Annotated in this window: 23 protein-coding genes; 19 read left to right on the top strand and 4 right to left on the bottom strand. The window is 56.8% G+C overall.

Annotated elements, in window-relative coordinates:
• Positions 1-12 precede the first annotated feature (12 nt).
• Positions 13-1,071, top strand: a complete 1,059-nt coding sequence (locus tag DSM3645_RS09560; RefSeq protein ID WP_002651927.1) for a metallophosphoesterase — start codon at positions 13-15, stop codon at positions 1,069-1,071.
• Positions 1,072-1,189: 118 nt separating this feature from the next.
• Here the strand turns inward: DSM3645_RS09560 and DSM3645_RS28005 are convergent, their stop codons facing one another.
• Positions 1,190-2,287, bottom strand: a complete 1,098-nt coding sequence (locus tag DSM3645_RS28005; protein WP_002651926.1) for a hypothetical protein — start codon at positions 2,285-2,287, stop codon at positions 1,190-1,192.
• A complete protein-coding gene (locus tag DSM3645_RS09550) occupies positions 2,280-4,097 on the bottom strand; it encodes an HSP90 family protein (protein ID WP_040352348.1) in 1,818 nt (605 codons plus the stop codon). Before DSM3645_RS09550 ends, DSM3645_RS28005 begins: the two co-directional genes overlap by 8 nt.
• Positions 4,098-5,014: 917 nt before the next feature.
• On the opposite strand from DSM3645_RS09550, the gene DSM3645_RS09540 reads away from it, so the two are divergent.
• From DSM3645_RS09540 to larE, 4 genes are all read left to right on the top strand, one after another.
• Positions 5,015-6,220 carry a 2,3-bisphosphoglycerate-independent phosphoglycerate mutase gene (locus DSM3645_RS09540; protein ID WP_002651922.1) on the top strand — a complete coding sequence of 402 codons (1,206 nt, stop codon included), beginning with the start codon at positions 5,015-5,017 and terminating at the stop codon, positions 6,218-6,220.
• Between the two features lie 235 nt (positions 6,221-6,455).
• The gene (locus DSM3645_RS09535) at positions 6,456-7,487 is read left to right on the top strand and encodes a DUF1559 domain-containing protein (RefSeq protein WP_002651921.1); all 1,032 of its coding nucleotides are present in this window, start codon (positions 6,456-6,458) and stop codon (positions 7,485-7,487) included.
• 46 nt (positions 7,488-7,533) lie between these two features.
• Positions 7,534-8,010 carry a DUF6795 domain-containing protein gene (locus DSM3645_RS28000; protein WP_131282385.1) on the top strand — a complete coding sequence of 159 codons (477 nt, stop codon included), beginning with the start codon at positions 7,534-7,536 and terminating at the stop codon, positions 8,008-8,010.
• Between the two features lie 192 nt (positions 8,011-8,202).
• Positions 8,203-9,033, top strand: coding sequence for an ATP-dependent sacrificial sulfur transferase LarE (gene larE, locus DSM3645_RS09525; protein ID WP_002651919.1), 831 nt, complete (start codon positions 8,203-8,205; stop codon positions 9,031-9,033).
• Positions 9,034-9,092: 59 nt separating this feature from the next.
• On the opposite strand, the gene DSM3645_RS09520 is transcribed toward larE, so the two are convergent.
• Together DSM3645_RS09520 and DSM3645_RS09515 are read right to left on the bottom strand one after the other, a co-directional pair.
• The gene (locus tag DSM3645_RS09520) at positions 9,093-10,007 is read right to left on the bottom strand and encodes a sugar phosphate isomerase/epimerase family protein (RefSeq protein WP_237564787.1); all 915 of its coding nucleotides are present in this window, start codon (positions 10,005-10,007) and stop codon (positions 9,093-9,095) included.
• A gap of 116 nt (positions 10,008-10,123) precedes the next feature.
• Positions 10,124-11,296 carry a DUF4912 domain-containing protein gene (locus DSM3645_RS09515; protein ID WP_081444776.1) on the bottom strand — a complete coding sequence of 391 codons (1,173 nt, stop codon included), beginning with the start codon at positions 11,294-11,296 and terminating at the stop codon, positions 10,124-10,126.
• Positions 11,297-12,073: 777 nt separating this feature from the next.
• Here DSM3645_RS09515 and DSM3645_RS09510 point away from each other — a divergent pair.
• From DSM3645_RS09510 to DSM3645_RS09445, 14 genes are all read left to right on the top strand, one after another.
• The gene (locus DSM3645_RS09510) at positions 12,074-12,316 is read left to right on the top strand and encodes an AtpZ/AtpI family protein (RefSeq protein ID WP_040351733.1); all 243 of its coding nucleotides are present in this window, start codon (positions 12,074-12,076) and stop codon (positions 12,314-12,316) included.
• Between the two features lie 58 nt (positions 12,317-12,374).
• The gene (locus tag DSM3645_RS09505; protein ID WP_002651915.1) at positions 12,375-12,818 is read left to right on the top strand and encodes a hypothetical protein; all 444 of its coding nucleotides are present in this window, start codon (positions 12,375-12,377) and stop codon (positions 12,816-12,818) included.
• A 4-nt stretch (positions 12,819-12,822) separates the two neighbouring features.
• Positions 12,823-14,016, top strand: coding sequence for a F0F1 ATP synthase subunit A (gene atpB / locus DSM3645_RS27995; RefSeq protein ID WP_002651914.1), 1,194 nt, complete (start codon positions 12,823-12,825; stop codon positions 14,014-14,016).
• A gap of 54 nt (positions 14,017-14,070) precedes the next feature.
• Complete coding sequence (gene atpE / locus DSM3645_RS09495; RefSeq protein WP_315849855.1) at positions 14,071-14,370, top strand: ATP synthase F0 subunit C; 300 nt, start codon at positions 14,071-14,073, stop codon at positions 14,368-14,370.
• Positions 14,371-14,428: 58 nt separating this feature from the next.
• Positions 14,429-15,166 (top strand): F0F1 ATP synthase subunit B family protein, encoded by a 738-nt coding sequence (locus DSM3645_RS09490; protein WP_002651912.1) that lies wholly within the window; start codon positions 14,429-14,431, stop codon positions 15,164-15,166.
• A 19-nt stretch (positions 15,167-15,185) separates the two neighbouring features.
• Entirely contained in the window at positions 15,186-15,812 is a 627-nt protein-coding gene (gene atpH, locus DSM3645_RS09485; RefSeq protein ID WP_002651911.1) for an ATP synthase F1 subunit delta, read from the top strand.
• Between the two features lie 27 nt (positions 15,813-15,839).
• Positions 15,840-17,366: a F0F1 ATP synthase subunit alpha gene (gene atpA, locus DSM3645_RS09480; RefSeq protein WP_002651910.1), complete on the top strand. Its 1,527-nt coding sequence runs from the start codon at positions 15,840-15,842 to the stop codon at positions 17,364-17,366.
• 63 nt (positions 17,367-17,429) lie between these two features.
• On the top strand, positions 17,430-18,311 hold the full coding sequence (atpG, locus tag DSM3645_RS09475; RefSeq protein ID WP_002651909.1) for an ATP synthase F1 subunit gamma: 882 nt from the start codon (positions 17,430-17,432) through the stop codon (positions 18,309-18,311).
• Between the two features lie 81 nt (positions 18,312-18,392).
• On the top strand, positions 18,393-19,853 hold the full coding sequence (gene atpD, locus DSM3645_RS09470) for a F0F1 ATP synthase subunit beta (RefSeq protein ID WP_040351732.1): 1,461 nt from the start codon (positions 18,393-18,395) through the stop codon (positions 19,851-19,853).
• A 3-nt stretch (positions 19,854-19,856) separates the two neighbouring features.
• Complete coding sequence (gene atpC / locus DSM3645_RS09465) at positions 19,857-20,249, top strand: ATP synthase F1 subunit epsilon (RefSeq protein ID WP_002651907.1); 393 nt, start codon at positions 19,857-19,859, stop codon at positions 20,247-20,249.
• A 211-nt stretch (positions 20,250-20,460) separates the two neighbouring features.
• Complete coding sequence (locus DSM3645_RS09460; RefSeq protein ID WP_161603316.1) at positions 20,461-20,997, top strand: FHA domain-containing protein; 537 nt, start codon at positions 20,461-20,463, stop codon at positions 20,995-20,997.
• Positions 20,994-21,227 (top strand): hypothetical protein, encoded by a 234-nt coding sequence (locus DSM3645_RS09455; RefSeq protein WP_002651905.1) that lies wholly within the window; start codon positions 20,994-20,996, stop codon positions 21,225-21,227. The genes DSM3645_RS09460 and DSM3645_RS09455 overlap by 4 nt, the downstream gene beginning before the upstream one ends.
• Before the next feature lie 22 nt (positions 21,228-21,249).
• Entirely contained in the window at positions 21,250-23,799 is a 2,550-nt protein-coding gene (locus tag DSM3645_RS09450) for a YfhO family protein (protein ID WP_002651904.1), read from the top strand.
• Between the two features lie 65 nt (positions 23,800-23,864).
• The gene (locus tag DSM3645_RS09445; RefSeq protein WP_040351662.1) at positions 23,865-25,151 is read left to right on the top strand and encodes an IS4-like element ISBlma3 family transposase; all 1,287 of its coding nucleotides are present in this window, start codon (positions 23,865-23,867) and stop codon (positions 25,149-25,151) included.
• Positions 25,152-25,189: the final 38 nt, after the last annotated feature.

The following is a 25,189-nucleotide window of genomic DNA, read 5'->3' as shown; positions in this document are numbered from 1 at the left end:
GAACTGTTGACGATGATCGCACGACGAGAGTTTTTGTTTTTAATGCTGGCCCTGAGTTCGATCTGTCAGGGAGGAATTCTGACGCCGTCGGCGCTGGCCCAAAATCGACTGCTTCCCGCTCCCGCAGCAGACTCTTTTTCGATCGTGGTTATTCCCGATACGCAGTCATATCATCCCGTTGACGGTGAACTGACGAACCCCATATTCTCTGACCACGTCAGTTGGATTGTGAAAAACCGGGAAAAACAGCACATCGTCTTCGCCAGTCATGTGGGCGATATTGTGGATAAGAATATCGACGCGCAGTGGACCGTCGCCCAGCAGTGCATGGACCAGTTGCACGGAGTCCTGCCGTACGGCATCTCGGTCGGCAATCACGACATGACCAAGTCGGGCGATTCAACACTCTTCCAGAAGTACTTTCCTGCCAAGCGATTCGCCGAGTGCGACTGGTACGGCGGATGCTATACGCCTAAAACGCACAGCGGCGCCGTTTCGGGCGACAACGCCAACAGCTTTCAATTGTTTTCGAGCAGCGGCGTCGACTTTCTCTTTTTGCATTTGGAATGCAACGCGCCGGACGACGTCTTGGCTTGGGCGGATGAAGTTCTGCAAGTACACGCCGACCGCTGCGCCATTATCACGACGCACATGTGCCTAGGCCCGTTGCACCATCCAATGTCGAACAGAGATTACACCGACGCGCCAAAGGGACGGATGCAATGGACGAAGATCCACGAGGAGCGGGGCAATACCGCCGAAGAAATGTGGAACAAATGCTTTCGGAAGCATGCCAACCTGTTCATGGTCTGTTGCGGCGATCAAAGCCGCAGCCATTCGTTGCACGAAGTCGCTCAAGGTGATCACGGCAACCAGGTTCATCAACTGCTTTGCGATTACAGCACCGGTTGGCTCCGTCAGTACCGATTTCACCCGACCGAAAATCGAGTCGAAGCGTGGACTTTTCACCCCGCCAACGAAGTGCTGTGTGAGGGAACCAAGCACGTCCCTGACGTCGCCGGCCATCAATTTGAGTTTGAATTTCCCAGCGCTGCGCCGGGTCGCCCTTAATTCAATCATCGCTGGACGATTCAGTCCGCGCAAGGTGCGTCAAGACGCACCAGGAACCGGCTCACTCTGTCAGCGTAGCAACGCAATGGATCGCTCCAACAGCGCCCGTGCTTGTCCCTCAATATTTCAGCTGCTTGGGTATTACTACGCTGAAAAAATCGTTGCCGTTGCGTTGGTCAAACGCTGTCGCAAGCGAGCTTGTTTCTTTGTCGAACCAATCGATGAGTTGCGAAATGTTGTATTCACTTGACTCTTTGTAGAGTGGAAACGAGGAAGGGAGGCTGAGCTTACAGGTTGATTTTGTCTGCGAAAGCGAGGTGAAGAGATGCTTCGCTGCGGTGTAGAAACGATAGCGCGCCGCCAAGTCGAACGTTTCCAATCCCCAGAGCAAGTGACGTTCGAACATCCGGATGGCGGCCGCAGTACGTCCTCGGTGAAGCAGGTAGGCGATCTGGTGACCAATCAGTTCCAGGAACCCTCGAATGTTGCGAATCAGTCGATATCCTCTTTTCTGGTAATCGTCCGCTTCCTCGTAGCGCTGCAGCAGGGCCAGGAGGCGCAAGACGCAGTTATAAGTATCGTGCGGCACGCAATTGGATGACACCTTTTCGGCAATGATTCGGGAAGCCAATTCAATCGCCTTTTCTGTTTCGCCCAGGAAGGAAAGGTACCAGAACTCCAAGTTGGCTTCGGATGCGTCTTCTGATACGACACTTCGGCCCAGGTTGTCACGTGGATACGAGACGTACTTGGCATGTGACTCGATCGCCATCAGCCGATCACCAATCGTGATGGCGAACCAGAGTCGCACCAAGTACACCGAGCGCAGGCTATAGCCAAAACGGCATATGAGAGATTCCAGCTGTCCCGCGAGCTGCTCAAATTTATCGCGTGTAATGTTCGGATACTGACTGATGTTGGACAAGAAAGTCTGGAAGAGCAACAAAAGGGTTTTCTCATATTCCAAAAACCGCTCTTCATTGTCCTCGAAGGTAGCCAGACACCACGCTAACGCAGCCATGGTCTTCTCTTCGTAACCGGCGGCGCCTGCGGCGTAAGCCATGTGAATCCGTGCAGGAAAAATGAGGTCCAAGTCACGGCTCTGCTCTGCAATTCGGAGTGCTTCTTCATATAGGCGAAGACGCGTTTCGCCAATCGGAAGCTGATAGGCTTTGATCTGAAGATTGTAAATCTGATCGGCAATATCCTCAGTCATTGTTTTGCCCCCCAACGGCCCAGTCGAGTAGTCCCAAGAGACCCTCATTTAACAGCTTGATTTCACTCTTTTTCAGCGGAAAATGCCCCAGCAAGAGTGCCTGAATGTAAACCATTTCGACACTTCGCCGCTGGCCCTCTGCTTGGCCCAATTGGCAAATCCGCTGAATGAGCGAGTTGGAATAGTTGAGATACAGCCGAGCGTAACTAGAAGGAGCGTCACGTGTCAGATCCCCCAGCATGTCGCTCCAAACCCCTTCGGTGACATCTTGCGCCTGCTCCACCGAACGGAAGAAGTCGGCGTTGCCGTCGGTCACGTACAACGACGGCAAATCGCTCGGAAGAAACTTGGCGATTTCGACGGCACACTTAAAGCGTTGCAAGGTCAGGTCGGCCAGACGCTCGAATTCAAGCGTTTCTTCCCGCTCGCGCTGGCTCAATTGCTCGAAGCGATCCGCCAGTTGCACGGCGTCAAACTCCTCCAGCGTAAAGTCAGGCCGAATTCTGCTGAGCCGGGTCAAAATATCGACGTCGTACACGTAACCTGCGTTGATCACCGCCAACGACTCCGAGGCGGCGACTTGCGCGATTTGGCGAAACTGATCGCAACTAGGGACGTAGCGAACAACCGGGTTCTGCTTACGGAACTCGCCCAGAGTCATCGTGCCGAGCGAGGTCTGAAACGGCAACAAGTCTGCGAACAACTCCAAGCACTCGTCGTCGTCGGCCGCCAAAGCCTTCACGGCCAAATGATGAACGGCGATCAGTTGCTCAAATCGCCTGGGCTGCGTCTGCGCCATTTCGACTAGGTACCGCCGTAAGCAGTCGCCAAGTTCATCGCGAGTTCGCTCCAGCACCGTGTCATCGTAAAAGGATTCACGCGAAGCCGTCGGATGAAGCTGCGTCGCATTGACGATGCACTGCACGAAGAAGGCCCACTCAGGTAACACATCGTGCGACTTGGTCGACAGCAACATATTTTTCAAATAGACGCGGTGAGGCTGGCTAGAACCTGCATGAACGGCCTCGGACAACACGTAGGCCACGCCTGTCACTCCGCCCGAGGTGGAGTGCAGCGGAAAGACATCGAGAAAGTTGCGATCGAAGACCTCGGTACCGTAGGCAAGGAGGTTTTCACGCACTTGTGGATTGGTTAGGTCCTGCTGCCAGGGCGATTTTGCATTAATTACGTCGGTTTTGCCGTTGCTGGTCAGGCTAATTTTTGGCTGGAGCAGACTCCCATAGTCACGAGTCAATTTCAAAATCCGCTGGAGCTCGAAGTAATCTTCGTACCCCGTCGAAGGTTGCAGAAACACCTGGGTGCCGATGGGAATCATCTCAGTCAACTTGCGGACCGAATAGGTGCCATCGGTTGAACCTCGCCATTCAAATCCTGGCTGGTTCTCACCTTTGGCCGACCGCGTGAGGACGATGATCTCGTCCGAAACCGTAAAGCAGGAGAGCAACCCGATTCCGAACTGACCCAGGAAATCGTCCGGGCGACTAGTCGCCTCTCCCCGCTTGGACGACTGTCCGATCGTGGCCAGAAACTGCTGCACTTCCGCTTCGGTCAGCCCGACACCGTTGTCTTGGAAGATGATCGTCGGATCACTTTCTTCCGAGGTCACCACTTCGATCTCGATGGCTCCTTCGTGTTTCGGTTCGATCTGTCGACGTGCTTGGATTGCGTCAACCCCGTTTTGCAACAGTTCGCGGATGAATACATGCGGACCGCTATAAAGATGCTGGGAAAGCAGTTCGATCAGCCCGCGCAGTTCCACCTGGAATCGATTTTGATCTGGAGATGCCAATGGAAACACTCTGAGCGAGGACCTGGACTAGTTCGTTAGACGTACGATTGTGCCCTCTGGAACTGCTCGCTCCAAGCCCTGCCCAAGTAGATGGATTTTTCAAATGATTTACGAAGCGCACTCCCAGCATAGGCAGACGCGCAGGTGACATTCAAGGCGAAAGATCGTCGCTTGACAGAGCGCACAGACTTCAGGTCGATTACACATCGAAGGGAAACTCGCAGATCGCAAAAACTCGTCGGCGAACGGCGCCGACAGAGCGGTGGTTTGCTGCGCGCTGACGATTTTTGCTCGCCAGCAGAATGGAGCACGATCGCAATCAAGCCAAACGACACAACACTAGCCCGCAGCGCCAGCGAGGGAATGCGTTTGGCTACTTCCAACGATATCGGCATCGCCAAGCGTTTCCCTTTAACACAGTCGCTCGCTGGCGCTGCGGGCTAGTATCCAGTTTGGTTCGAACGGTCCACTCGGAAAAAAACCGCAGCGGTCCGGTCCGCCGATCCGTCCAGAAAAAAACGACACGCGGTCCAGTCCACATCGCGAAATCTGTCACAAAGTTCGAAAGCGGGGGCCGCGCTCACAGAGCAGCGATCGGCCGGGTGTCGCACGCGCCATTGCACCATGCCCATCGCTGCGATTCGCTTCAGTCTGAGCGGGCCGTCCCCCTCTAAAAAAAACGATGCAGTCCGGTCCGATAATTAGGCATTAGGTTTTCGACATTAGACATTGGAAAGAGACGCCCTACCTAAGCTGTGAAGAACGATTGGCCGCTTTCCGCTTTCCCCCGGCGCCCGGTTGTGATCGCGGGCGAAAAGTCGATAATTAGCGCAGTCGCGGTAGATTTTCGCTTCTCCTGCGGCGACCCGATTTCTGCCTGAAACACCCTAAAAAATACGCCGACGGAAGACCGCCTCATGGATCAAATTGAACTCGTTCGCAGTCTGCAAGCCAAAAACGACTCGAAGATCGTCATGTATGTCGGCGATGGCCTGGGTGGGCTGCCGCAAAAGCCAGGCGGCCCGACCGAACTGGAAGCGGCCAAAACGCCGAATCTCGATGCGCTTGCGGCTCGCGGCGTGCAAGGAGGCAGCATTCCGGTCAAACCTGGCATCAGCCCCGGTAGCGGACCCGGTCATCTAGGGCTGTTCGGCTACGATCCGCTCAAATATCTGATCGGCCGCGGCGCGCTCGAAGCGACCGGCATCGGCCTGGTGCTGAAAGACGGGGATGTCGCCGTTCGCTGCAACTTCTGCACGGTCGACGCCGACGGCAAGATCACCGATCGTCGCGCCGGTCGCATTCCGACCGAAGAAAGCGCTCCGCTGGCGATCAAATTGCGGGAAGTGAAAATCGACGGCATCGAGATCATCGTCGAACCGGTCAAAGAACATCGTTTTGTCGTGCTGTTCCGCGGCGAAGGCCTAGGCGGCAATGTCCACGACACCGACCCGCAAGCGACCGGCGTCAAACCGCTCGATCCGAAAGCGGCCGACGCCGCCAGCGAAAAGACGGCCAAGATCGCGCTCGAGTTCTTCCAAAAAGCAGGCAAGCTGCTGGCCGGCGAGAAGAAGGCGAACTCGCTAACAATGCGCGGTTTTTCGGCGAAGCCAAGTATTCCCTCGTTTGAAGAAGTCTATGGCCTGAAAGCGGCCGCGATCGCCGTCTATCCGATGTACAAAGGTTTGGCCAGCCTGGTCGGCATGGACATCATCGGCGAGCCGCAAACGCTGGGCGAAGAAATCGACCTGCTCGAGAAACATTGGGAAGAGTACGACTTCTTCTTCGTCCACTTCAAATACACCGACTCAAGCGGCGAAGATGGCAACTTCGACATGAAGGTCAAGCGCACCGAAGAGTTCGACGCCGAAGTGCCGCGGATCACCGCGCTCAACCCCGAAGTGATCGTCGTCACCGGCGACCATAGCACGCCATCGTTTTTGTCCAGTCACAGTTGGCACCCGGTCCCGACCTTGCTGGCCTCGAACTGCTGTCGCTTTGACGGGCACACCAGCTTTGGCGAAAAGACGGCGATGGTGGGCGGCCTGGGCCAGTTTGAAGCCCAATATCTAATGACGCTGGCGATGGCCAACGCCGGTCGCTTAGGTAAATTCGGCGCCTAAGCTTCCGAAAGCAATATTACGAACACTAAAAAGCTCGCCCTAAGGCGAGCTTTTTTCCTGCGCAATGCAGAGAGAATTGCAGCGAAGCGAAATCACGACGTAATTTCCCTACTTTTCACGATATATTTATTGCCGCAATCACGATTGCCGATAGAATCAGTCTCAAAACCACTATTCTTTTCCTCCGCCTTCTTCTTATTCCACGCAGCTCCTCAAGACAGCAAGGGCTCTGAAAATGACTCGCTCGTCCACTCGATCGGGCTTTACGCTCGTCGAATTGTTGGTCGTCATCGCTATTATCGGCGTCTTAATCGCACTGCTGCTGCCGGCCGTCCAGCAAGCGCGTGAAGCGGCCCGCCGAATGCAATGCACCAACCACCTGAAACAGTTCGGCTTGGCGCTGCACAACTACCATGACACGTTTCTAACGATGCCCTATCGGCAAGGAGGTCCTGATGCGTCGACGGTCGCTGATGCAAACCCGCCGCGACGTTTCTCCGCCTATGTCGCTTTGCTTCCCTTCCTGGAGCAAGACAATCTTTATCAGGCCGCAATGACCAATACGCAGTACGTCTGGAATACGTCGTTTGCGCCATGGCAAGCCAAGTCGCAAGTCGACGGCTTCTTGTGTCCGTCCGATTCGATCATCGGCAGCGAATTTGGCGAAATCAATTACTCGCTCAGCATGGGCGATTGCGTCGGCAGCGACTATTCAATTTCTGGCGCCGACGTGAAGCCGCTCGGCGTTCGAGGGATCTTCGGCATGGAATTGCACGTGAAATTTCGTGACGTCACCGATGGGCTATCCAACACAATCGCGATGTCCGAGTTTATTAAGCCGCCGGCCAACAATCAAATCGGAAGAGCCGTTTCCAATGACTCGACGAATCCCATTAATTGCCAGGCTCGGTTAGTAAACGGCATGTACACCGCTTCGAGCTCACTCATCGATCAGAACCGCTGCTCGGGTTATCGCTGGCCTGACGGTCGTCCCGGCTACTGCGCTTTGACGACGATCTTGCCTCCGAACAGCGCCACCTGCAGTTCGCAACTGAACGGCGGGCTCTATACGGCCAGTAGTCGGCATCCAGGAGGCGTGGAAGCTCTGTTCGTCGACGGCAGCGTTCACTTCATCTCGCAAACAATCGATACCGGCAATCTCACCGCTTCGATTCCGTCTAATTCAAGCGGCGCCGCCAGCCCGTTCGGCGTCTGGGGAAGCCTAGGGTCGAAGTCTGGCGGTGAAGTCGCTACCAGCAACTTCTAGTACCCATCATTGGATCTCTCCTCATCGGCTGAAAGTCTTGAATACGATGAAAACGAATCTCCCTTTCCTATTCCCCATCATGTCAGGCTTGGTCTTGCTCATCGGTTGCGGTCAGGTCGGCACTTGGAGCGAAAGTCGCCAGGTGATGCTCTATCCCGTGACCGGCGTTGTGATGTTGGATGGAGAACCGGTTGCAGGAGCGCAAGTGCTGTTTCAACCGGCAGACGAATCGCAACAAAACTTGATCGGCACAGCCGAAACCGACGCATCCGGTCGCTTTACGCTGGAGACCGTCCAAGCCGGCCCAGGAGCGGTCGCCGGCTCACACAACGTGCGCGTCTGCAAAACGGTGGTGACCAACATCAACACCAACTTCGATCCCGAGGCCTATGTGCCTCCGGTGACCGAGAAAAATCTGCTGCCGGCCAAGTACAACTCGTTCGACAAGTCAGGCCTAACGTTTGAAGTATCCGACGTCGAGTCAACGCATCTGACGATCGAGCTCGATTCCCAAGCGAAGTAAGGCGCTCGCGCCATCTACGGCCTCTCAATTCTTCCAGCTCGCCTTTCTAGGGCGAGCTTTTTCCATAGGCGAGCCTCGCTTGGACAGGTTTTGAATTTTCCCCGGCTCCCAATTCCTGGGCAGCGGAATTCGATACAATGCAGGAAGCCCCACCGCCTACAAACTTGCCTTGCTCGCCAGATAGACCTAGCGTTGAATACCTCCGAAAAAGCCGAATTATTGACGCAACAGATTGCTTCCTATCAACGGTGCGCCGTCGCACTCTCGGGCGGCGTCGATAGCGCTGTGGTCGCCAAGGCCGCCCATTTGGCTTTGAGAGAGAGCGCCGTTGCGGTGACGGCGCGCAGCCCGAGCGTCCCGGCCAGTGAGATTGAAGAAGCGCGGCGGGTCGCGGCCGAGATCGGCATTCGCCATGAGATCGTCGATACGCAAGAAACCCAGAACCCGCTTTATATTCAAAACGCGCCGGATCGCTGCTTCCACTGCAAGACCGAACTCTATTCGCAGATCGAGCTGCTAGTCGCCGCGATCGACGCGCCGCTGATCATCAACGGCGCCAACGTCGACGACCAGGGTGATCATCGTCCCGGCATGATCGCCGCCAAGAATCATCAGGTCCGCTCGCCGCTGATCGAGTGCGGGCTGACCAAGGCCGATGTTCGCGCCTTGGCCCAGCATTGGAATCTGTCGGTCCATGACAAGCCGGCGTCGCCGTGCCTGGCCAGCCGGATCGCCTATGGAGAAGAAGCGACGCCAGAGCGGTTAGCGATGATCGAAGCGGCCGAAGCCTTTTTACGACAGCAAGGACTGCGCGAGTTCCGCGTCCGCTACCATCGCGGAGACATCGCTCGGATCGAAGTGACGCCAGAACGGATTGTCCCCCTCGCGACCGATCCGCTGCGATCCGAGTTGGCGAAGAAGCTTCACGAGTTGGGGTTTCGCGCGGTGACGCTCGACCTGGATGGGTTTCGCTCTGGCAATCTCAACAACTTTGTCGACCTCTCCGCGATCCGCGTCGAATAAAAAACGGACGCCGCTTGGCGCCCGTTTTGAACTTGCTTTGCGAACTGCGATCTTCTCCCCTAGCTGGCGAAAATCTTGTTCATCTGATCCGCGATCACCGCTAGTCGCTCGCGATCGCCGCCGGAGATTTCGGCCGTGCCCCAACCGACGTAGCCCACTTTCTGCAACTCATCCATCACCTTCGGCCAATCGACATCGCCTTCCAACAGCGGAGCGCCAAAGCCGGGACCTGGCGATTTGGCGAAGTCTTTGATGTCGAGTTTCTTGATTCGCTTGCCGAGAATCGGAATCCACTCGTGCGGCGGCGAATAGCGAACCGTATTGCCGACGTCAAAGTAGGCGCCGACCATCTCCGAATCAAGCTCGTCAATAAAGCGAGCGGTCTCTTGGGGATCGGTCAGAAAATCGTTCCAGACATTTTCCAGCAAGATTTGTATTTGCAACTTTTCGGCCAGCGGCAGCGCTTTGCGAATCTCGGCGATCGAGCGCTGCCAACATTCGTCGTACGAGACCCCCTCTTTGACCTTGCCGGGGACCAACAAGACGCTGGTTCCGCCGTAATCTTTCGACGCTTGCAGGGCCGCCGTCAACGCGGCCAAACCTTGAGCGCGAACTTCCGGATCGGGATCGGACAAGGTCAAGTTCCAGTGCTTCGAATCGACGACGCCGTGAACCGGCAACCCCGTCGCATCGATCGCCGCTTTGACGGCATCCGGCGAAGGCCCGTCCGGCGCATTCAGCTCGACGCCGTCATAGCCCAACTCCTTCAAGACGCGGAACTTGTCTTCCAGCGAACCAGGAACGCCGACCATGCCGATCTTCACCGCTTTTTTAAAGCCGTTAGGAGTTGCCTCGGCCGGTTTGGCGCTAGCGCTGGGCTGCGGCGGATCGGCCTTCGTGACGCAGGAGGAGAGGCTCACAACTCCAGCGGACATGGCCGCGGATTGCAGCAGAAAATGACGGCGACTCGGCATCAGAAGATTCCTGGCTGGCGAAAAAAAACCGGTGAACTTCTTATTGAAGTTCACCGGCGGCAATGATTCCACTCGCTAGTTCACGCACAGCATGCGTTTCTTCGCGAAACTTAAGTTTAGTCGCTTGAATCGTGGGAAACGGGATCCATGATCTTCGTATTTCGCTCAATGGCCAGCGCGACGGTCCGCTGTTCGAGACCATCATGACTGCGCGCGACAATCGGGAAGATCTGTCGCTTGTCGGGCAGGTTCATCTTCACCAAAAAGGCGCCGTCCTCATGAACTTTGACTGGGTCGCCAGAGAGAGTGACGTAAGCGCCGGTGCGAGTACGACCGTAAACGATCATCTCGACGTCGACGTCCAGTTCAAACTCGGGACGTTGACGATGGAGGCGCTCGGCGACTTTGCCAAGCTGGGCTCCCAGCGGTTCGCCGATCGGACGGCTGAAACGTTCTTCCAACATTTCTTTCAGTTCGCGACTGACGTTTTCGTCGTCGTTGCCGCCGCTGAGCGCGTAAATACGATCAACGTTTTCAGCGACGTCGCTCCAGTTGGCGTCGACATCGTCACACGCTCCCGGTTCTGGGGTAGTCACCATGTTGCTGCGCGACAAAGCATGAAACTTGCCGGATGCAGAAACATAACCGATGACCGCACGGAAACTCTTCGGCGGATCATTGACGTCGATGTACCAATTGCGGACTCCGCCATGGACTTCGATCTGACGAACGACGCGCTCCGCAGCGCCTCCGTCGACTTCCATCAGACGAAGCACGGGTCGTGCGGTGTGCCAATGCTCGGCCAAAGCGGCCTTGGCGCGTTGAATCGACTTCCGCGAGATTTCCCAATAGGCGTGCAGCCAATAAGAGTCACGGACCATCAACGCAATCCGATCTTTCGCGCCATCGCTGTCGATGTGCGAAATATCTTTCAGCTGCTCACGCCGCTCATGCGCATTCTGAATATTACGCACGACTTTTGGATTCGACTTCTCGACACGCGCGGCGCCGTTTTTAGCAGACGCCGACTTTGGCGGCACAGCGGCGCGGCTTCGTTTGGCCGGAGCTGGGTCGCTTTTCGTCGACTTCTGAGCAGTTTTGGTTTTGGTTGGAGCGTTGGTCGCTTTTGTTGCGGCGGCCTTGCGGCTCACCGAAGTTCGATTCAACTTCAAGATCGCTTTGACAAGCTCATCTTTACGCATTGAATGCCAGCCGCTTACTCCACGGCTTTTCGCCATTTGAGCAAGATCTTTGGCGGTATACTCTTTCAAAGACGCTGCGGTAATCAACAGACTAGTCCTCCACACGTCGGCCAGACCAAGCGAGCGGCGCACTTCTTCCGCTATTCTGTCGCTTTGGTACGGTTGGTTCGTCCCGGTTGTTTTCGTCCGTGAAAGAAATCTCTTGAACCGCTTTGCCCCAATTCCGTTTGATTGGACAAAGTTCGGCGCCGGTTCAAGTTCACGAAAAGGCGTGTAGCAGCCGCCGCACTTGCTTAGGTCAACAAGCGTGCAGCCAAATCTTGAGGAGCAACTTCTCTGTTCTTCCGTAGCTTCGCTTGTTCCATAGCGTCGCCGTCATTCTTTAGAGAGACCCGCTAACGCGACTTGCAGGCAGGACCACACTGTTGGGGGAAGGCCAGATCCGTGAATGGGACTCGTTTTCTAGGTTGCTCAAGCGCCTGTGCGGCCTTTCGCATCCCAGTCTTACCGAGGTAACTCCCTACACCCAACCAGAGGTAGTAACAATAGTCATCTCCGTGAACTAGTCTACTGGAATTACGGTCCCAATGCAATCAAAAACTCCCCCAGATGGCCAATAAAGGGGATCCTTCACAATGAGGCGCGTTTCTTTCTTAAACCGCCCAGCGGCGATTTCTGACAGAGTCAGCCGAAATGCAACTCTTTTCATGGTAATCAATTACGGCGGACCAAAAACTTCGTGAATTTTTGCACGATCTCGCTTCCCGCTCATTGACCGCCCTCTCACCTTCCCTTACATTGATTCGCAATTCTGCAAGATGCCTCACTTTTTCATTGACGCTATCAGCGCGACAAGGAAACAGCTTGAGCAACCAACCTGCTGACGATCGGCCGCCGATGGCGGTCGCCTATGAGTGGGTTGGCCGTATCTTTGCGGTTTGTATTGAAATGATCGCCCCGGGATTGATTGGCCACTGGCTGGACGAAAAGTTCGGCATACGCGGACTGGTCGTTCTTGGGTTTGCATTAGGAATCACGCTCGCCATTTATCACTTGCTTCAATACGCCAAAGCGGACCAAAAGCAACGCGATAAATCGGACGAGTAGCCGCGGCTCACGCCGCGCGGGCACCTTCTTCCTTTCGCAGAACTTCACTGTCACCGTCGTGAAACCGGACCCCTCGGACAACCCGCCGCCGACGACGCATCTGCTTTCGCAGCTGTGGCGTCCTGCCCTCGCATTGATGATCGCCGTCGCTTTGCCGACTCCGCTGATCGCTTGGTATGCGCAGACGCAGCATGGCGTAATCGGCGTTCAGGCTGCACTGATCGCCGCATTGCTTTGCCTGGGAAGTTCGCTTGGCGCGTTGACCCTAATCGTGATGTACAAACAAACGCCGTTTGGACTGCATGCCGCATTGGCCGGAGTCGGCCTGCGAACCGGCTTGCCGTTGGCGATCGGCGCATTTTTAAAACAAGCCGATGGACCGCTTGCACAAGCGGGCGTATTCGGGATGATTATGGTCTACTATCTGCTTACGCTCCTGGTCGAAACAATCTTGGCCGCTCGTCTTCTTCAACCCGCAGCGAACGTCTCGAAGGCTTCCTAAACCGATGGCATCCGACCCGATCCTGCACATCAAGGACAGCTACTACTTCGAAGTCCCTTCGTGGCTTGCGCCTTCTCATCGCGAGTCGCTTCAGGACTTTCCGGATGTCTGGATTCGTTTAGATCCAGCCTACCAATTGTGGGAAGCGAACCTTGTTCATGCGAAGCTCTCGGAACTCAGCAAAGGAGTTCCCAGCGAAACCGACTTCATCCACAACTGGGAGCATTGGCAACACGAGCCAGGCAACCACGGAAAGCCGGTTCGTCGCTACCTGAAAGAGCTCGCCGAAGAAAAAACCAAAGACGACAAGCCGGCGAATCCTTGGGCCGAAAGCTGGCCCGAAGCGCAAGAACTGGTCACCGTCGCCGAATATCGCGAGACCGCCCAGCCGTGGTCGCCGAAAAAAATTGAGGGCTACAACGAAGTCCTCTCTGGCAAAATCCTGATTCCGCAGCCGTTCGGGCAACTCCGCAACCTTTACCAAAAAGATTCAGGCTTCTGCATCTCGCGGTTCATGGTGCTGGAGACGCTTGTCGCGATTGTGATGGTGCTGGTCTTTACCTGGTACGCATCGCGTCTGAAGAAAAGCATTGTCCCCAAAGGCCGCGTCACCCATCTGCTCGACGCATTCGTCTGCTATTTGCGAGAACAAGTCATCCGCCCCGGTATCGGGCATGGCGCCGACAAGTTTGTGCCGGTGCTACTGACGATGTTTTTCTTTGTGCTCGGTTGCAACTTGCTGGGAATGATTCCCTGGCTAGGAGCGCCAACGGCGTCGTTCAGCGTCACCCTATCGCTTGCTTTCGCAACGCTGGTGATTGGGATGGGCGCCGGCGCCCTGAAGTTTGGCCCCGTCGGCGTATGGCTCAATCTGATACCGCATATGGATCTGCCGCTGATCATCGGCATCCCAATCAAGATTATGCTGTTTGTGATTGAATTGGCGGGACTTTTCATCAAGCACGCCGTGCTTGGCGTTCGTCTTTTGGCCAATATGGTCGCCGGTCACTTGGTGCTGCTGGGCATTGTTGCCTTAGGCGTCGAGATGTCTGGTTGGAACTTGATCCTGACGCTGCCGATCATCGTCGGGTCCGCAGTTCTGTTCAGTTGCTTAGAACTATTTGTCGCCTTTTTACAGGCGTACATATTTACGTTTTTGTCTTCACTGTTCATTGGCGCTTCGACCCACCATCACTAAGTCGAACGTCTACGAATACACCGTTGTTTACCCTTGGTTGAGGAGAACGAGTCCGTGTCCAAAATTGCAAAGCTTTGCTTGTACAGCTTCGCCGCTATCCTGATCTGCGCCGCCCCGGCAATGGCTGCCGAAGGCGACGCCTTCAATGGTCCGTTGATTGATCTGACCCGCTACTTTGGTATCGGCTTGGTCGTCATCGGCGCTTCGTACGGCATCGGCAAGTTGGCCAGCAGCGCGCTGGAAAGCATGGCCCGCCAGCCCGAAGTTGCTGGTAACATTCAAACGGCGATGATCATCGCCGCTGCGTTGATCGAAGGTTTCACCTTCTTCGCGTTGTTCCTCTGCATGAGCTAGTCGACGTTTGCACGTCGATTTTCGCCATTCATTGCTATCACGACAGGTTCGACGAACCATGCGCAACTCAAAAATTCTGCTCCTACTAGCGGCCTTCGCCCTATTCGCTTGCTCGACGCGTCTTGTCGCCCAAGATGAAGCGGAGCCGCCGGCGAAGAATCCCGTAGAAGCCTTCGAAGAGGAGGTGACGAAAGGGATCGAGAACATCGTAGAAGCAGAGGAGCATAATCTCCATAAAGGAGAGGATGAGCACGCGGCCAATCCGAACGACCTGTCGCACAATGACGCCGCAGTGGGGCTGCACAATCCCGAGGCGCTCGAATTTGACCTGGCGACCTTCAACTTTCTGATCTTTTTGGGTTTGGCGGCGCTGCTGACAATCTTCGCTTGGAAGCCGATCGTCGCAGCGCTGGATAGTCGCGAAGCGGCCATGGATGGGAAGCTCGCCGAAGCTCAAAAAATGTTCGCCGCGGCGGAAGCGAGGCTAGCCGAGTACAACCAAAAGTTGGCCGACGCTCAGCAGGAAATCCAGAAGTCGCGTGAGCAGATCATGAAAGAGGCGGAAGAAAAGCGGCTGCAGATCCTCGCCGACGCGCAAGCGGCCGGCAACGCCGAACGCAAACGGGCCCAGCAGGAGATCGAAGCGGCCAAGACCGCTGCGATCAGCGATTTGACGAAGCAAAGCGTCAACTTGGCGATTGACTTGGCCAGCAAGATCACCCGGCAACAACTGACGCCGGAAGATCACCAGCATTTGATTAACGACACGCTCGCTCAACTTCCGAGCCAGAACTAACCGGGAAATCGCACGCTCGATGTCCGAGACAAGCCATCATCCACGATTCGACCTCGCCAGCGAACGAGTCGGCACGATTTACGCCAAAGCGCTGTATGGCGCCGCGGACGCCGCCGGTTCGTTGGATGTCGTCGTCGAAGAACTCGCTTCGCTAGTGCATGACGTGCTCGACAAGCATCCGCTCCTTGCGAATGCCGTCGTCTCGCCGCGCATTACTCATGACGAGCGGTTGCAAATTTTGGACAAGGCGTTCGCCGGGCGGATGAGCCCAACGCTGCTGACTTTTTTGAAGGTGCTGTCGGGCCACAACCGGCTCTACTGCCTTCGTGAGATCCAGCGAGCGTTTCATCTGTTGGTGGGCGAAAAGCGGGGACGCGTCGATGTGAAAGTCACGTCGGCTCAACCCTTGAGCGAACAATCGTTCGCGTCGGTGAGCGCTCGCTTGCGAGAAACGCTGGGCAAAGATGTCGAGGTATTAACCTCCGTCAATCCAGCGCTGATCGGCGGGCTGATCGTACGCATCGGCGATACGGTTATCGACGGCAGCGTAGCTCATCAACTGGAAAACATTCGTCATCAAACGCTTAGCGCTGCGGCGCAGCAAGCGAAAGACGCTCTCGAGCGGTTTACGACCTCCGAAACATAGACGCCTTCGAAGAACAACGGTAGTTCCATGAAATTTAATGCGGACGAGATCGCCTCGATCATCCAGCAAGAGATCCAACAGTACGAGTCGCAGATCGATGTGCGCGAAGTCGGCACCGTATTGGAAGTCGGCGACGGCATCGCACGCGTCTACGGCCTTTCCGGAATCATGGCCGGTGAAATGGTCGAATTCCCCGGCGGCGTCAACGGTCTGGCGTTTAACCTCGAAGAAAACAGCGTCGGCGTGATTATCCTCGGCGACTTCCTCTCGATCAAAGAGGGAGACGAGGTCAAGGCGCTTGGCAAACTGCTCTCCGTTCCGGTCGGCGAAGCGGTCTTGGGGCGTGTGGTCGATCCGCTTGGCAATCCGCTCGACGGCATGGGACCGATCCAAACGCCTCACTCGCGTCCGGTTGAATATCTGGCGCCCGGCGTGTCAGAACGTAAACCGGTGACCGAGCCGATGCAGACCGGCATCAAAGCGATCGATGCGATGACCCCGATCGGCCGCGGACAACGCGAACTGATCATCGGCGACCGCAAGACCGGTAAAACGGCGATCGCTCTCGACGCGATCCTGAATCAAAAAGAGACCGGCGTAAAGTGTTTCTACGTCGCGATCGGCCAAAAAGACTCATCGGTCGCCGCGGTAGTTGAAATCTTGCGTCAGCATGGGGCGATGGATTACACCACCGTCATCGTCGCCGGCGCCAGCGCCCCTGCCCCGTTGCAGTATGTAGCGCCCTACTCGGGCACTGCGATGGCCGAATACTTCATGTTCAACGGCGAACACGCGTTGATCGTTTATGACGACTTGTCGAAACAAGCGGTCGCCTATCGCGAACTGTCATTGCTGATGCGACGCCCGCCGGGTCGCGAAGCCTACCCCGGCGACGTGTTCTATTGCCATAGCCGCTTGCTGGAACGTTCGTCGAAACTGAGCGACGCGCTGGGCGCCGGCTCGCTCACTTCGCTGCCGATCATCGAAACGCTCGAAGGGGAAGTTTCGGCCTACATTCCGACCAACGTAATTTCGATCACCGACGGCCAGATTTATCTGCAGCCTGACTTGTTCTTCGCCGGTCAACGTCCGGCGATGAACGCTGGTATTTCGGTGTCGCGCGTCGGCGGTAACGCCCAGATCAAAGCGATGAAGAAGGTCGCCGGCGGTTTACGTCTCGACTTGGCGTCGTTCCGCGAATTGGAAGCGTTCGCTCAACTCGGCACCGAACTCGATCCGGCGACTCAGGCACGTCTCGACCGCGGTTACCGCATGGTCGAACTGCTGAAGCAGGGCCAGTACCAGCCGATGAACGTGATCGATCAGGTGTTCAGCATTTATGCCGGCACGCGGGGTCACTTGGACGAAATTCCTCGTGTCGACGTTCTCCGCTGGGAGCGCGAGTACCTGGACTTTATCCACGCCAAACATAGCGATCTGTGGGACAAGCTTTCGGAAGCGAAAGACTTGACCTCCGAGATCGGTGACGGAATGGAAAGTGCGATCGCCAGCTTCCAATCGACCTTCGTGCCGACCAAGCAGGAAGAGTTTTAAGCCGCGATTCCTCTCCGTTTGGGACCTTTTCCCGCCGCAGCCTGCTGACGAAATAAAAGCGATATGGCTAACCCACGAGCACTCGATAAACGCCGCAAGTCGGTCCGCAACATTCGCAAGATCACGCGGACGATGGAATTGATTGCAACTGCGCGTTACAAGCAGGCGATGGATCGTGCCGCGGCGGCGACTGCCTATACCGATCGCATCACGCAGATCGTGAAGGACCTGACCGCATCGAGCTTGGACTTCACTCATCCGTTGCTTGAGGAGCATGACTCCAAAGAGAACGCAACGCTGTTGGTGCTGACCTCCAATCGCGGCTTGTGCGGCGGTTATAACGGCGGTCTTTGCCGAGCGACCTTCCCACATGTCGTCGACTTGAAGAGCGAATACGGCAAGCTGAATCTGGAGATCGCCGGCAAGAAGGGGATCGGCCTCTTCCGTTCGCAGCGCAAGCTGGAAGCGGATGAGACTTTCACTCACTTTGAAGACAAGCCGCGCTACGACGAAGTCGAAGTGATCGCCAACCGCTACTTGACGCAGTTCGTCGCCGGCAAGCTGGATCGTTTGGACGTCTCCTACACGAAATTCGTCTCCAGCAGCAAGCAGATCCCGGTGATCGAGACTTTGCTGCCGCTGGGATCGCTGGACGGCGTCGGCGACGACGAAGCGGCAGCGGAATCGATGTACGAATTTTTTCCGTCGGCCCAAAGCATTTTGGAAGAGGTCGTTCCGACCAGTTTCAAAGTGAAGTTGTTCAAGTGCTTCCTCGACGCCGCGGTCAGCGAACAAATCGCACGCATGGTGGCGATGAAGTCGGCGACCGAAAACGCGTCGGACTTGATCAAGCAACTGTCACGGGAATACAACCGCGCCCGCCAGGGACGGATTACCAACGAGATCATGGAAATCATCGGCGGCGTCGAAGCGCTCAACAACTAAACTGCGCCGCAAGCAACTACGTTGTCGCGAATGCGACGTCGTGAGAACCACAACCGTAATTCAAAAGCAAAAGACAGCGATATGGCGACTGCAATCGAACCGGGTCAAAATGTCGGCCGCGTTACCCAGGTGATCGGCTCTACGTTCGACGCTGAGTTCTCCGAATCGAGCCTGCCGGCGATCTACAACGCCGTGAACATCTCGAGCGAACACAAAGGGGTGAAGCTCAATCTGACTGGCGAAGTGCAACAGCACCTCGGCGGCGGTCGCGTTCGTTGCGTGGCGCTCGGCAGCACCGAAGGCATGATGCGCGGTCAGGCCTGCGTCGATTTGGGCAAACCGGTGACGGTGCCCGTCGGCAAAGCGACCCTCGGCCGCGTCTTCAACGTGCTGGGCGAAACGATCGACGGTCGCGGCCCGATCGAAGCCGATGACTTCCTGCCGATTCACCGCAGCTCTCCGCCGGTGTCAGAACTGTCGACCAGCACCGAAGTGTTTGAAACCGGCATCAAGGTGATCGACCTGCTGACCCCGTTTGTTCGCGGTGGTAAAGCGGGTCTGTTCGGTGGTGCTGGTCTCGGTAAGACCGTTATTCTGACCGAGCTCATCGCTCGTATCGCGTCGGCTCACGGCGGTTACTCGGTATTCGCCGGCGTCGGTGAACGGACCCGCGAAGGGACCGACCTCTGGCTCGAAATGCAAGACACCGAAATCGGTCAAACCGGCCGCAAGGTTATCGAACAAACCTGCATGGTGTTCGGCCAAATGAACGAGCCGCCGGGCGCTCGTCTTCGCGTCGCATTGTCGGCTTTGACGATGGCCGAATATTTCCGAGATGCGACCGGCGCCGATACCCTGCTCTTTATCGACAACATTTTCCGCTTCTCGCAAGCGGGCTCAGAAGTGTCGGCCCTCTTGGGTCGGATGCCTTCGGCGGTCGGATACCAACCAACCTTGGCGACCGAAATGGGCGGTTTGCAGGAACGTATCGCGTCCACCAAGTCGGGCGCCATCACGTCGGTGCAAGCCGTTTACGTGCCGGCGGACGATCCGACCGATCCGGCCCCGGCCACGGCGTTCGGTCAGCTCGACGCGTTCATTTACCTCGAACGATCGATTTCGGAAAAAGGGATTTACCCGGCGGTCGATCCGTTGGCTTCGTCCAGCCGAATTCTCGATCCGCAATATGTGGGTGCTCGCCATTATGCGATCGCTCGCCGTGTGCAGACCACGCTTCAGCGTTATCGCGAACTGCAAGATATCATCGCGATTCTCGGCGTCGACGAATTGAGCGAATCGGACAAGTTGATCGTCCATCGCGCTCGTCGGATCGAACGCTTCCTGTCGCAACCGTTCCTCGTGGCCGAAGTCTTCACCGGCAAAGCGGGCGAAATCACTCCGCTGGCCGATACGATCCGCAGCTTTGAAGAAATCTGCGACGGCAAATGGGATCACCTGCCGGAAGCCGCCTTCATGTACGTCGGCCCGATCGAACAGGCCGAAGAGCAGGCCAAAGAAATGGCCAAGAAGGGAAAGAAGTAACCGATGGCGCAGCTCAAATGCATCGTCGTCACGCCCGAAGCGACGGCGCTCGAAACGACCGCCGACTTCGTCGCGTTGCCGCTGTTCGACGGCGAAATCGGCATTGCGCCTTCGCATAGCCCGATGATTGGTCGGCTTGGTTACGGCGAAATGCGCATCGTGAGCGGCGGAACGACGACACGTTACTATGTGGACGGCGGATTTGTCCAAGTCGCCAACAACGAAGTCAACGTGCTGACCGGCAAAGCAGTTCCCGCCCAAGAGGTCTCCAAAGTGGACGCCGAGCAGCAACTTCAAGCAGCGATGAAGCAGCCGACGTCATCCGACGAACTGCTGGCGATCCGCGATCGCATGGTCGATCAAGCGCGCGCGCAAATCCGCGTTTCGCAAAACTAGCACTTGCTGCTAGCAACTGCGCCCCGCAAACTCTCTCTAAATTCGCCAACCGGTCGTGAATGCTTGCGCCGGTTGGTAAGATTCGCGTCTGCGCGAATTCTCGGTAATTTGCGGGCTACTCCCCGTCCGATCTAGTTGTTAGATAGCCAGTCGACCGTCACCCCGCTTGGCGATTCCGATTGGCTAACACGTTGAGATGATCGGACGCATTATGACTGCGAAATACGAACTTCATGCCGCCCACGCGCCGCAAGGCGCTCATCGCCGCCCTGCGCGCCTGACGGCGGAGCTATTGATTCGCCGTGGACGCGCCGAAAAGCCGAGTCGCCCCATCACCGCGCCTCTGTTTTTGATCGGCTCCGGCAACGATTGCGACCTGGTGCTGGGAGACCCGCAGTTTCCCGAGTCGTACGCCTACATCTACCATCGCGGCTCGCAATTGACGCTGCGTTGGTTTGGCGAAGGCCCTGAATTAACCGTCAACGGAGAGCAGTTCACCGACGGCAAGCTCGCCGATGGGGATCGGGTCCGCTGCGGTCCCTACGAATTTCAAGTTGCCGTCACCAGCGGCGGCGGAGCGAAAGACAATCGCCGCACGCTGCAGCAGATCATCGGCAACGCCAAAGCGACCGAAGAGACGGCTCGGGAAGCGGTCGAAAACCTGATCAGCCAGGTGAAGCAGAACCTGTTTGGCGATCAATTTGTTGAAGAAGTCATTTCGTCCCACTGGAGACGCGCTACCGCATGAAACCCCGTATCGCTGGAGAGCAACGATTCGTGTCGCCTGTCGCCGCCGAGCGAAATTTCGCCGGTTGGATTGACGTCGATCGACCGTTCGCGACGCCAGGAGTTCGCACCTCCGACTTTCAAGGCGGAGCAAATTCAAAGTCAACGACCGGCAGCGTGGTCATCTCCGCACGCGTCGATCTGCTGCGCAATCAATTGCGGGAAGAGTACGCTCGACTACTTGTCGTCTGACTTCAGATGCTAAACTAGCGGCATGTCCAGTCGCGCTCGCCGCATCCGTCTCGCTCTGTTCCCGCTATTACCGCTGGCGGCCTTGCTTGTTTTATTCTTTGGCCCTGCGGTCATCGGCGACGAAAGCTTTCTCTTTCGCGACGCCGCTCATTTCTATAATCCCCTCTTTGCGTATATCCAATCGGTCTGGGGCGAAGGTCAGCTCCCCCTTTGGAATCCGTATGATGGCGTCGGCATGCCGCTGTTGGCCGAACCGTCGGCCAGCGTTTTCTATCCCGGCAAGTTGCTGTTTGCGCTGCCGATTTCGTTCGCGTCGGCGCTGCGGTGGTACGTCATCCTGCACTTTGCGCTCGCCTATCTGACAACTTACAACTGCACGCGGCGCTCGGGAGTTTCCCGCTCTGGCGCCATTTTGGCCGCGATCAGCTATAGTTTTGGGGGATACGTCGTTGCAACCCACGCCAATCTGATCTTTCTGATTGGCGCGGCCTGGGCGCCGTTGGCGTTGTACTGCGGAATTCGAATCACTCGCGAAGAGCACAAACCAACCGCTCCGCCGCTGCTGGCGCTGAGCCTGGCGATGATGATCTTGGGGGGCGATCCCCAGACAGCTTTTCAGCTGGCGCTGATCGCTGGAGGTTATTTCGTCTGCGTGCATGCGCTACTGCTTCGCACTCCCCTGCTCTTTCTGCGCCGCGGCAAAGGACTTGTCGCCGCGATCGTGTTGGCGGCAGCGGTCTCGGCCGTGCAAATCTTGCCGACGCTAGAGTGGGCGGCCCGCAGTCGACGAGCGCTAGTCGACCAGCCGCGCACGGTTTACGGCTACGCAAGTCAAGCGCTCACGCGCGCTGACGCATCAGCCGCAGTCCTGCTGGGCAATGTCGAGCAGGGGACCCACGAGCGTGAGTCGTATCAGTTCAGCTTCGGCCCTTGGCGCTGGCCCGAACTTGTCTGGCCCAACTTCAGCGGTCGGATGTACCCCGAGAATCATCGTTGGGCCGACACGATCCCGGCCGAAGGCCGCGTCTGGGCGCCATCGCTTTACATCGGCGGCGCCTCTTTGGCGTTGGCCTTGATCGGCGCGTGGAGTTGTCGTCATCAGTCGATTGGAAAACTGCTGGTTGCTCTCTCGGCGATCGGCGTGATCGGTTCGCTCGGCTGGTACGGACTGGGCTGGCTACTCATCGAATTCGGTCATGACACCGGCCTCTGGCGGCAGGAAAAGCTGAGCGTCGGCGAGCCCTTTGGCGGGCTCTATTGGTTGTTCAACGTGCTCATCCCCGGCTACGCGTCGTTCCGCTACCCGGCCAAGCTGTGGTTGTTAGCGGCGCTGGCGGGAAGCTGGCTAGTTGGATTTGGCTTCGACGCCGAGAAAGTACGCGAATTTCGCTGGCTGAAACGGCTGATGCTTGTGCTCGCTGCGAGTTCGGGATTGGCCGTCGTTAGCGTCACGTTTTGGAAAAGTTCGCTCATCGCGGCGTTGCCTGATATTCCGGCCAATCTGCTGCTTGGTCCGCTCGACAAACAAGGAGCGATGACGGACATGCAGCTTGGAATGCTGCAAGCGGTCATCGCCGCGGTTGGCGTACTGGGCGTCTTGCTGGTTTCGCGGCGCCGGCAGGCGCTTGTCGCTCCGCTGTTAGTCATGATCGTTGTGCTCGATCTGTATGCGGGACTGGGTTGGACGGCGCCATCGGCTCCAACGCTGATGTGGCGGTTTTCCCACTATGGCGACGTGGAGTACGCGTCGTCGCGGTGGTATCGAACTTTGTCTGCAAACGATTACCCCCACGATTTCGCTTCGGAAACGTCCCCAGACCGACAGCGAGAAGGACTTGTTTGGGATCGCCTGACGCTGTTCCCGCGATATCACTTGCTCGAAAAAGTGGGATCAATCGTCCCGTCGAACAGTCTTGCCCCGGCCGACTATACGATCCTGCTCCGTGAGATGGCCCATGAATTGGGCGCCAAAGAAACGGCCCACCGGCTATCAGCCGCCGGCCTGATTTCATTCGACGACCCAACTGCCAATCAGATGCTGCAGCGCGAATTCTCCACCACCGGCGTGACGCCGATGGCCTGGATCGCCAAAAGCTATCGCCGCTATCCGATCGATGATCCGCGTTCGAGAGAAACATGGCGCGAAGCGGCGCAGGTGGTGATTCATCGCGAAGACCAGCAAGCGATTGTCCACAACGAGCGTTCCCCCGCCCACTTCTGCGGACCGCCTCGAGCAGAGTTCGTCGATCAAGTCGATTACCAGCGGATTAGCAACGAGCAAATCCGGCTGGATGTCGCCCTATCGAAACCGTCGTATGTGATCGTGCAAGAATACTTCGATCCCGCTTGGCAGGTCGAAATCGCACTCGAAGACGGCTCGAAGATCAACACGCCGACCGAACGAGCCAACGTCATCTTTCAGGCAGTCGCATTACCAGCCGGCATGCATCAAGTGACGCTGCGTTATGTGCCGACGTCGTTCTACCGCGGCGCGGCGATTTCGATCGTCAGTTGGCTGTTGCTGATGGGTTGGGGCGCGTTTGCCTGGCGTCGTCAGGCCAAGGCCCAATGATGTTCGGCACGCTTTTTGCGCCAAGAAATCGTCGTGTACACTTCTCGTTTTTCGAGGGAGCGACGATGGCCAAGAAACGGAAACTGCCTACGGAGTTTTCGGCTCACGGCGCTGCGATGCTTCGGCAGGTGTTTCCGCTGCTGGCGAAGCTTTCTGCGTCGGGCACCGAACGTGATAAAGCCGGCAATCGGCGACTGTTGTTTAGCCAATACGCCTCTCTAATCTTGGTAGGACTGTTCAATCCCGCTTTGGAATCGGCTCGCGCGATTGTGGCGGCGTCTGGGGTGAAGAAGATCGCCAAGCTGACTGGGGGTAAGAAAGTCGCGGACGGCTCTTTCTCGGAGGCTTCTTCCATCTTCGATCCTCGGTTGCTGGAGGGGATCATCAAAGACCTTCGCTCGCGCTGGCATCAGCAACGTATGTCGTCGGAGCCACGGTCGGGGCGCGCTTCGGATCGAACCGTCGAACGATTGATCGCCGTAGACGGATCGGTGCTAACCGCTTTGCCGCAGATCGTGGGACGAATCGCCGCCAAGGAGAAAGGACAATGGCGCTTTCATGCGCTGGTTCACGTGCTGGACGGTCAGCCTGTCGCCTCAAAGCTGACCGAGGAACCGTCGGCGAAAGGACGCGCTGAACGAGACGTACTGGCGGAAATGATTGCCGCAGATCAAATCGATATTCCTCAGTCGGACGAAGGCCATCTCTTCTTGATGGATCGCGGCTACCGTTCCGCCGAGCTGTTTAACAAGATCCATACTGCAGGCCATGACTACATCTGCCGGCTGAATCGCACCGATGGAAAACTGCTGAAACCGCCGAAAAAAGGAGAAGTCAGAGAGCCGATCCAACTGCCGCCGCTCTCGGCGGAAGCAATTGCGATGGGAATCGTCGCCGATGAACTGATCACAATGGGAGGCAACTGCGGCGCCAGTAAAATTGGCAGCGATCATCCAATGCGGCGAATTAAGTTGATTCCCCCAGCGGATCGCCCCAGTTCGGCCCGCCAAGGTCGCGTGCGAACCGACCAGACAGGCCGCGACGAACTAGTGCTGGCGACGACGCTGATGGATCTCACGGCCGAAGAAATCGTGCGACTCTACGAACATCGCTGGGAAGTGGAGCTGTTCTTTCGCTTTCTCAAGCAAGTCTTAGGCTGCAAAAAACTGCTCTCCGCAAAAACAGCTGGGGTCCAAATCCAACTCTACTGCGCCATCATCGCCAGCTTGCTGTTGGCGCTGACGACAGGCGGAGATCTCACTCGTCGAAAGTTCGAGATGATCTGCCTTTACTTCGCCGGTTGGGCCGACGAAGAAGAACTCCTGGAAGCAATGGAAAAACGCCCGCCGTAAATTTCGCAAACGCCGTGCCGAACATCATTGGGCCAAGG

Origin of the sequence: Blastopirellula marina DSM 3645, assembly GCF_000153105.1 — a bacterium.
Classification (GTDB): Bacteria; Planctomycetota; Planctomycetia; order Pirellulales; family Pirellulaceae; genus Blastopirellula; species Blastopirellula marina.
This window is presented reverse-complemented; position numbering and strand designations above follow the sequence as displayed.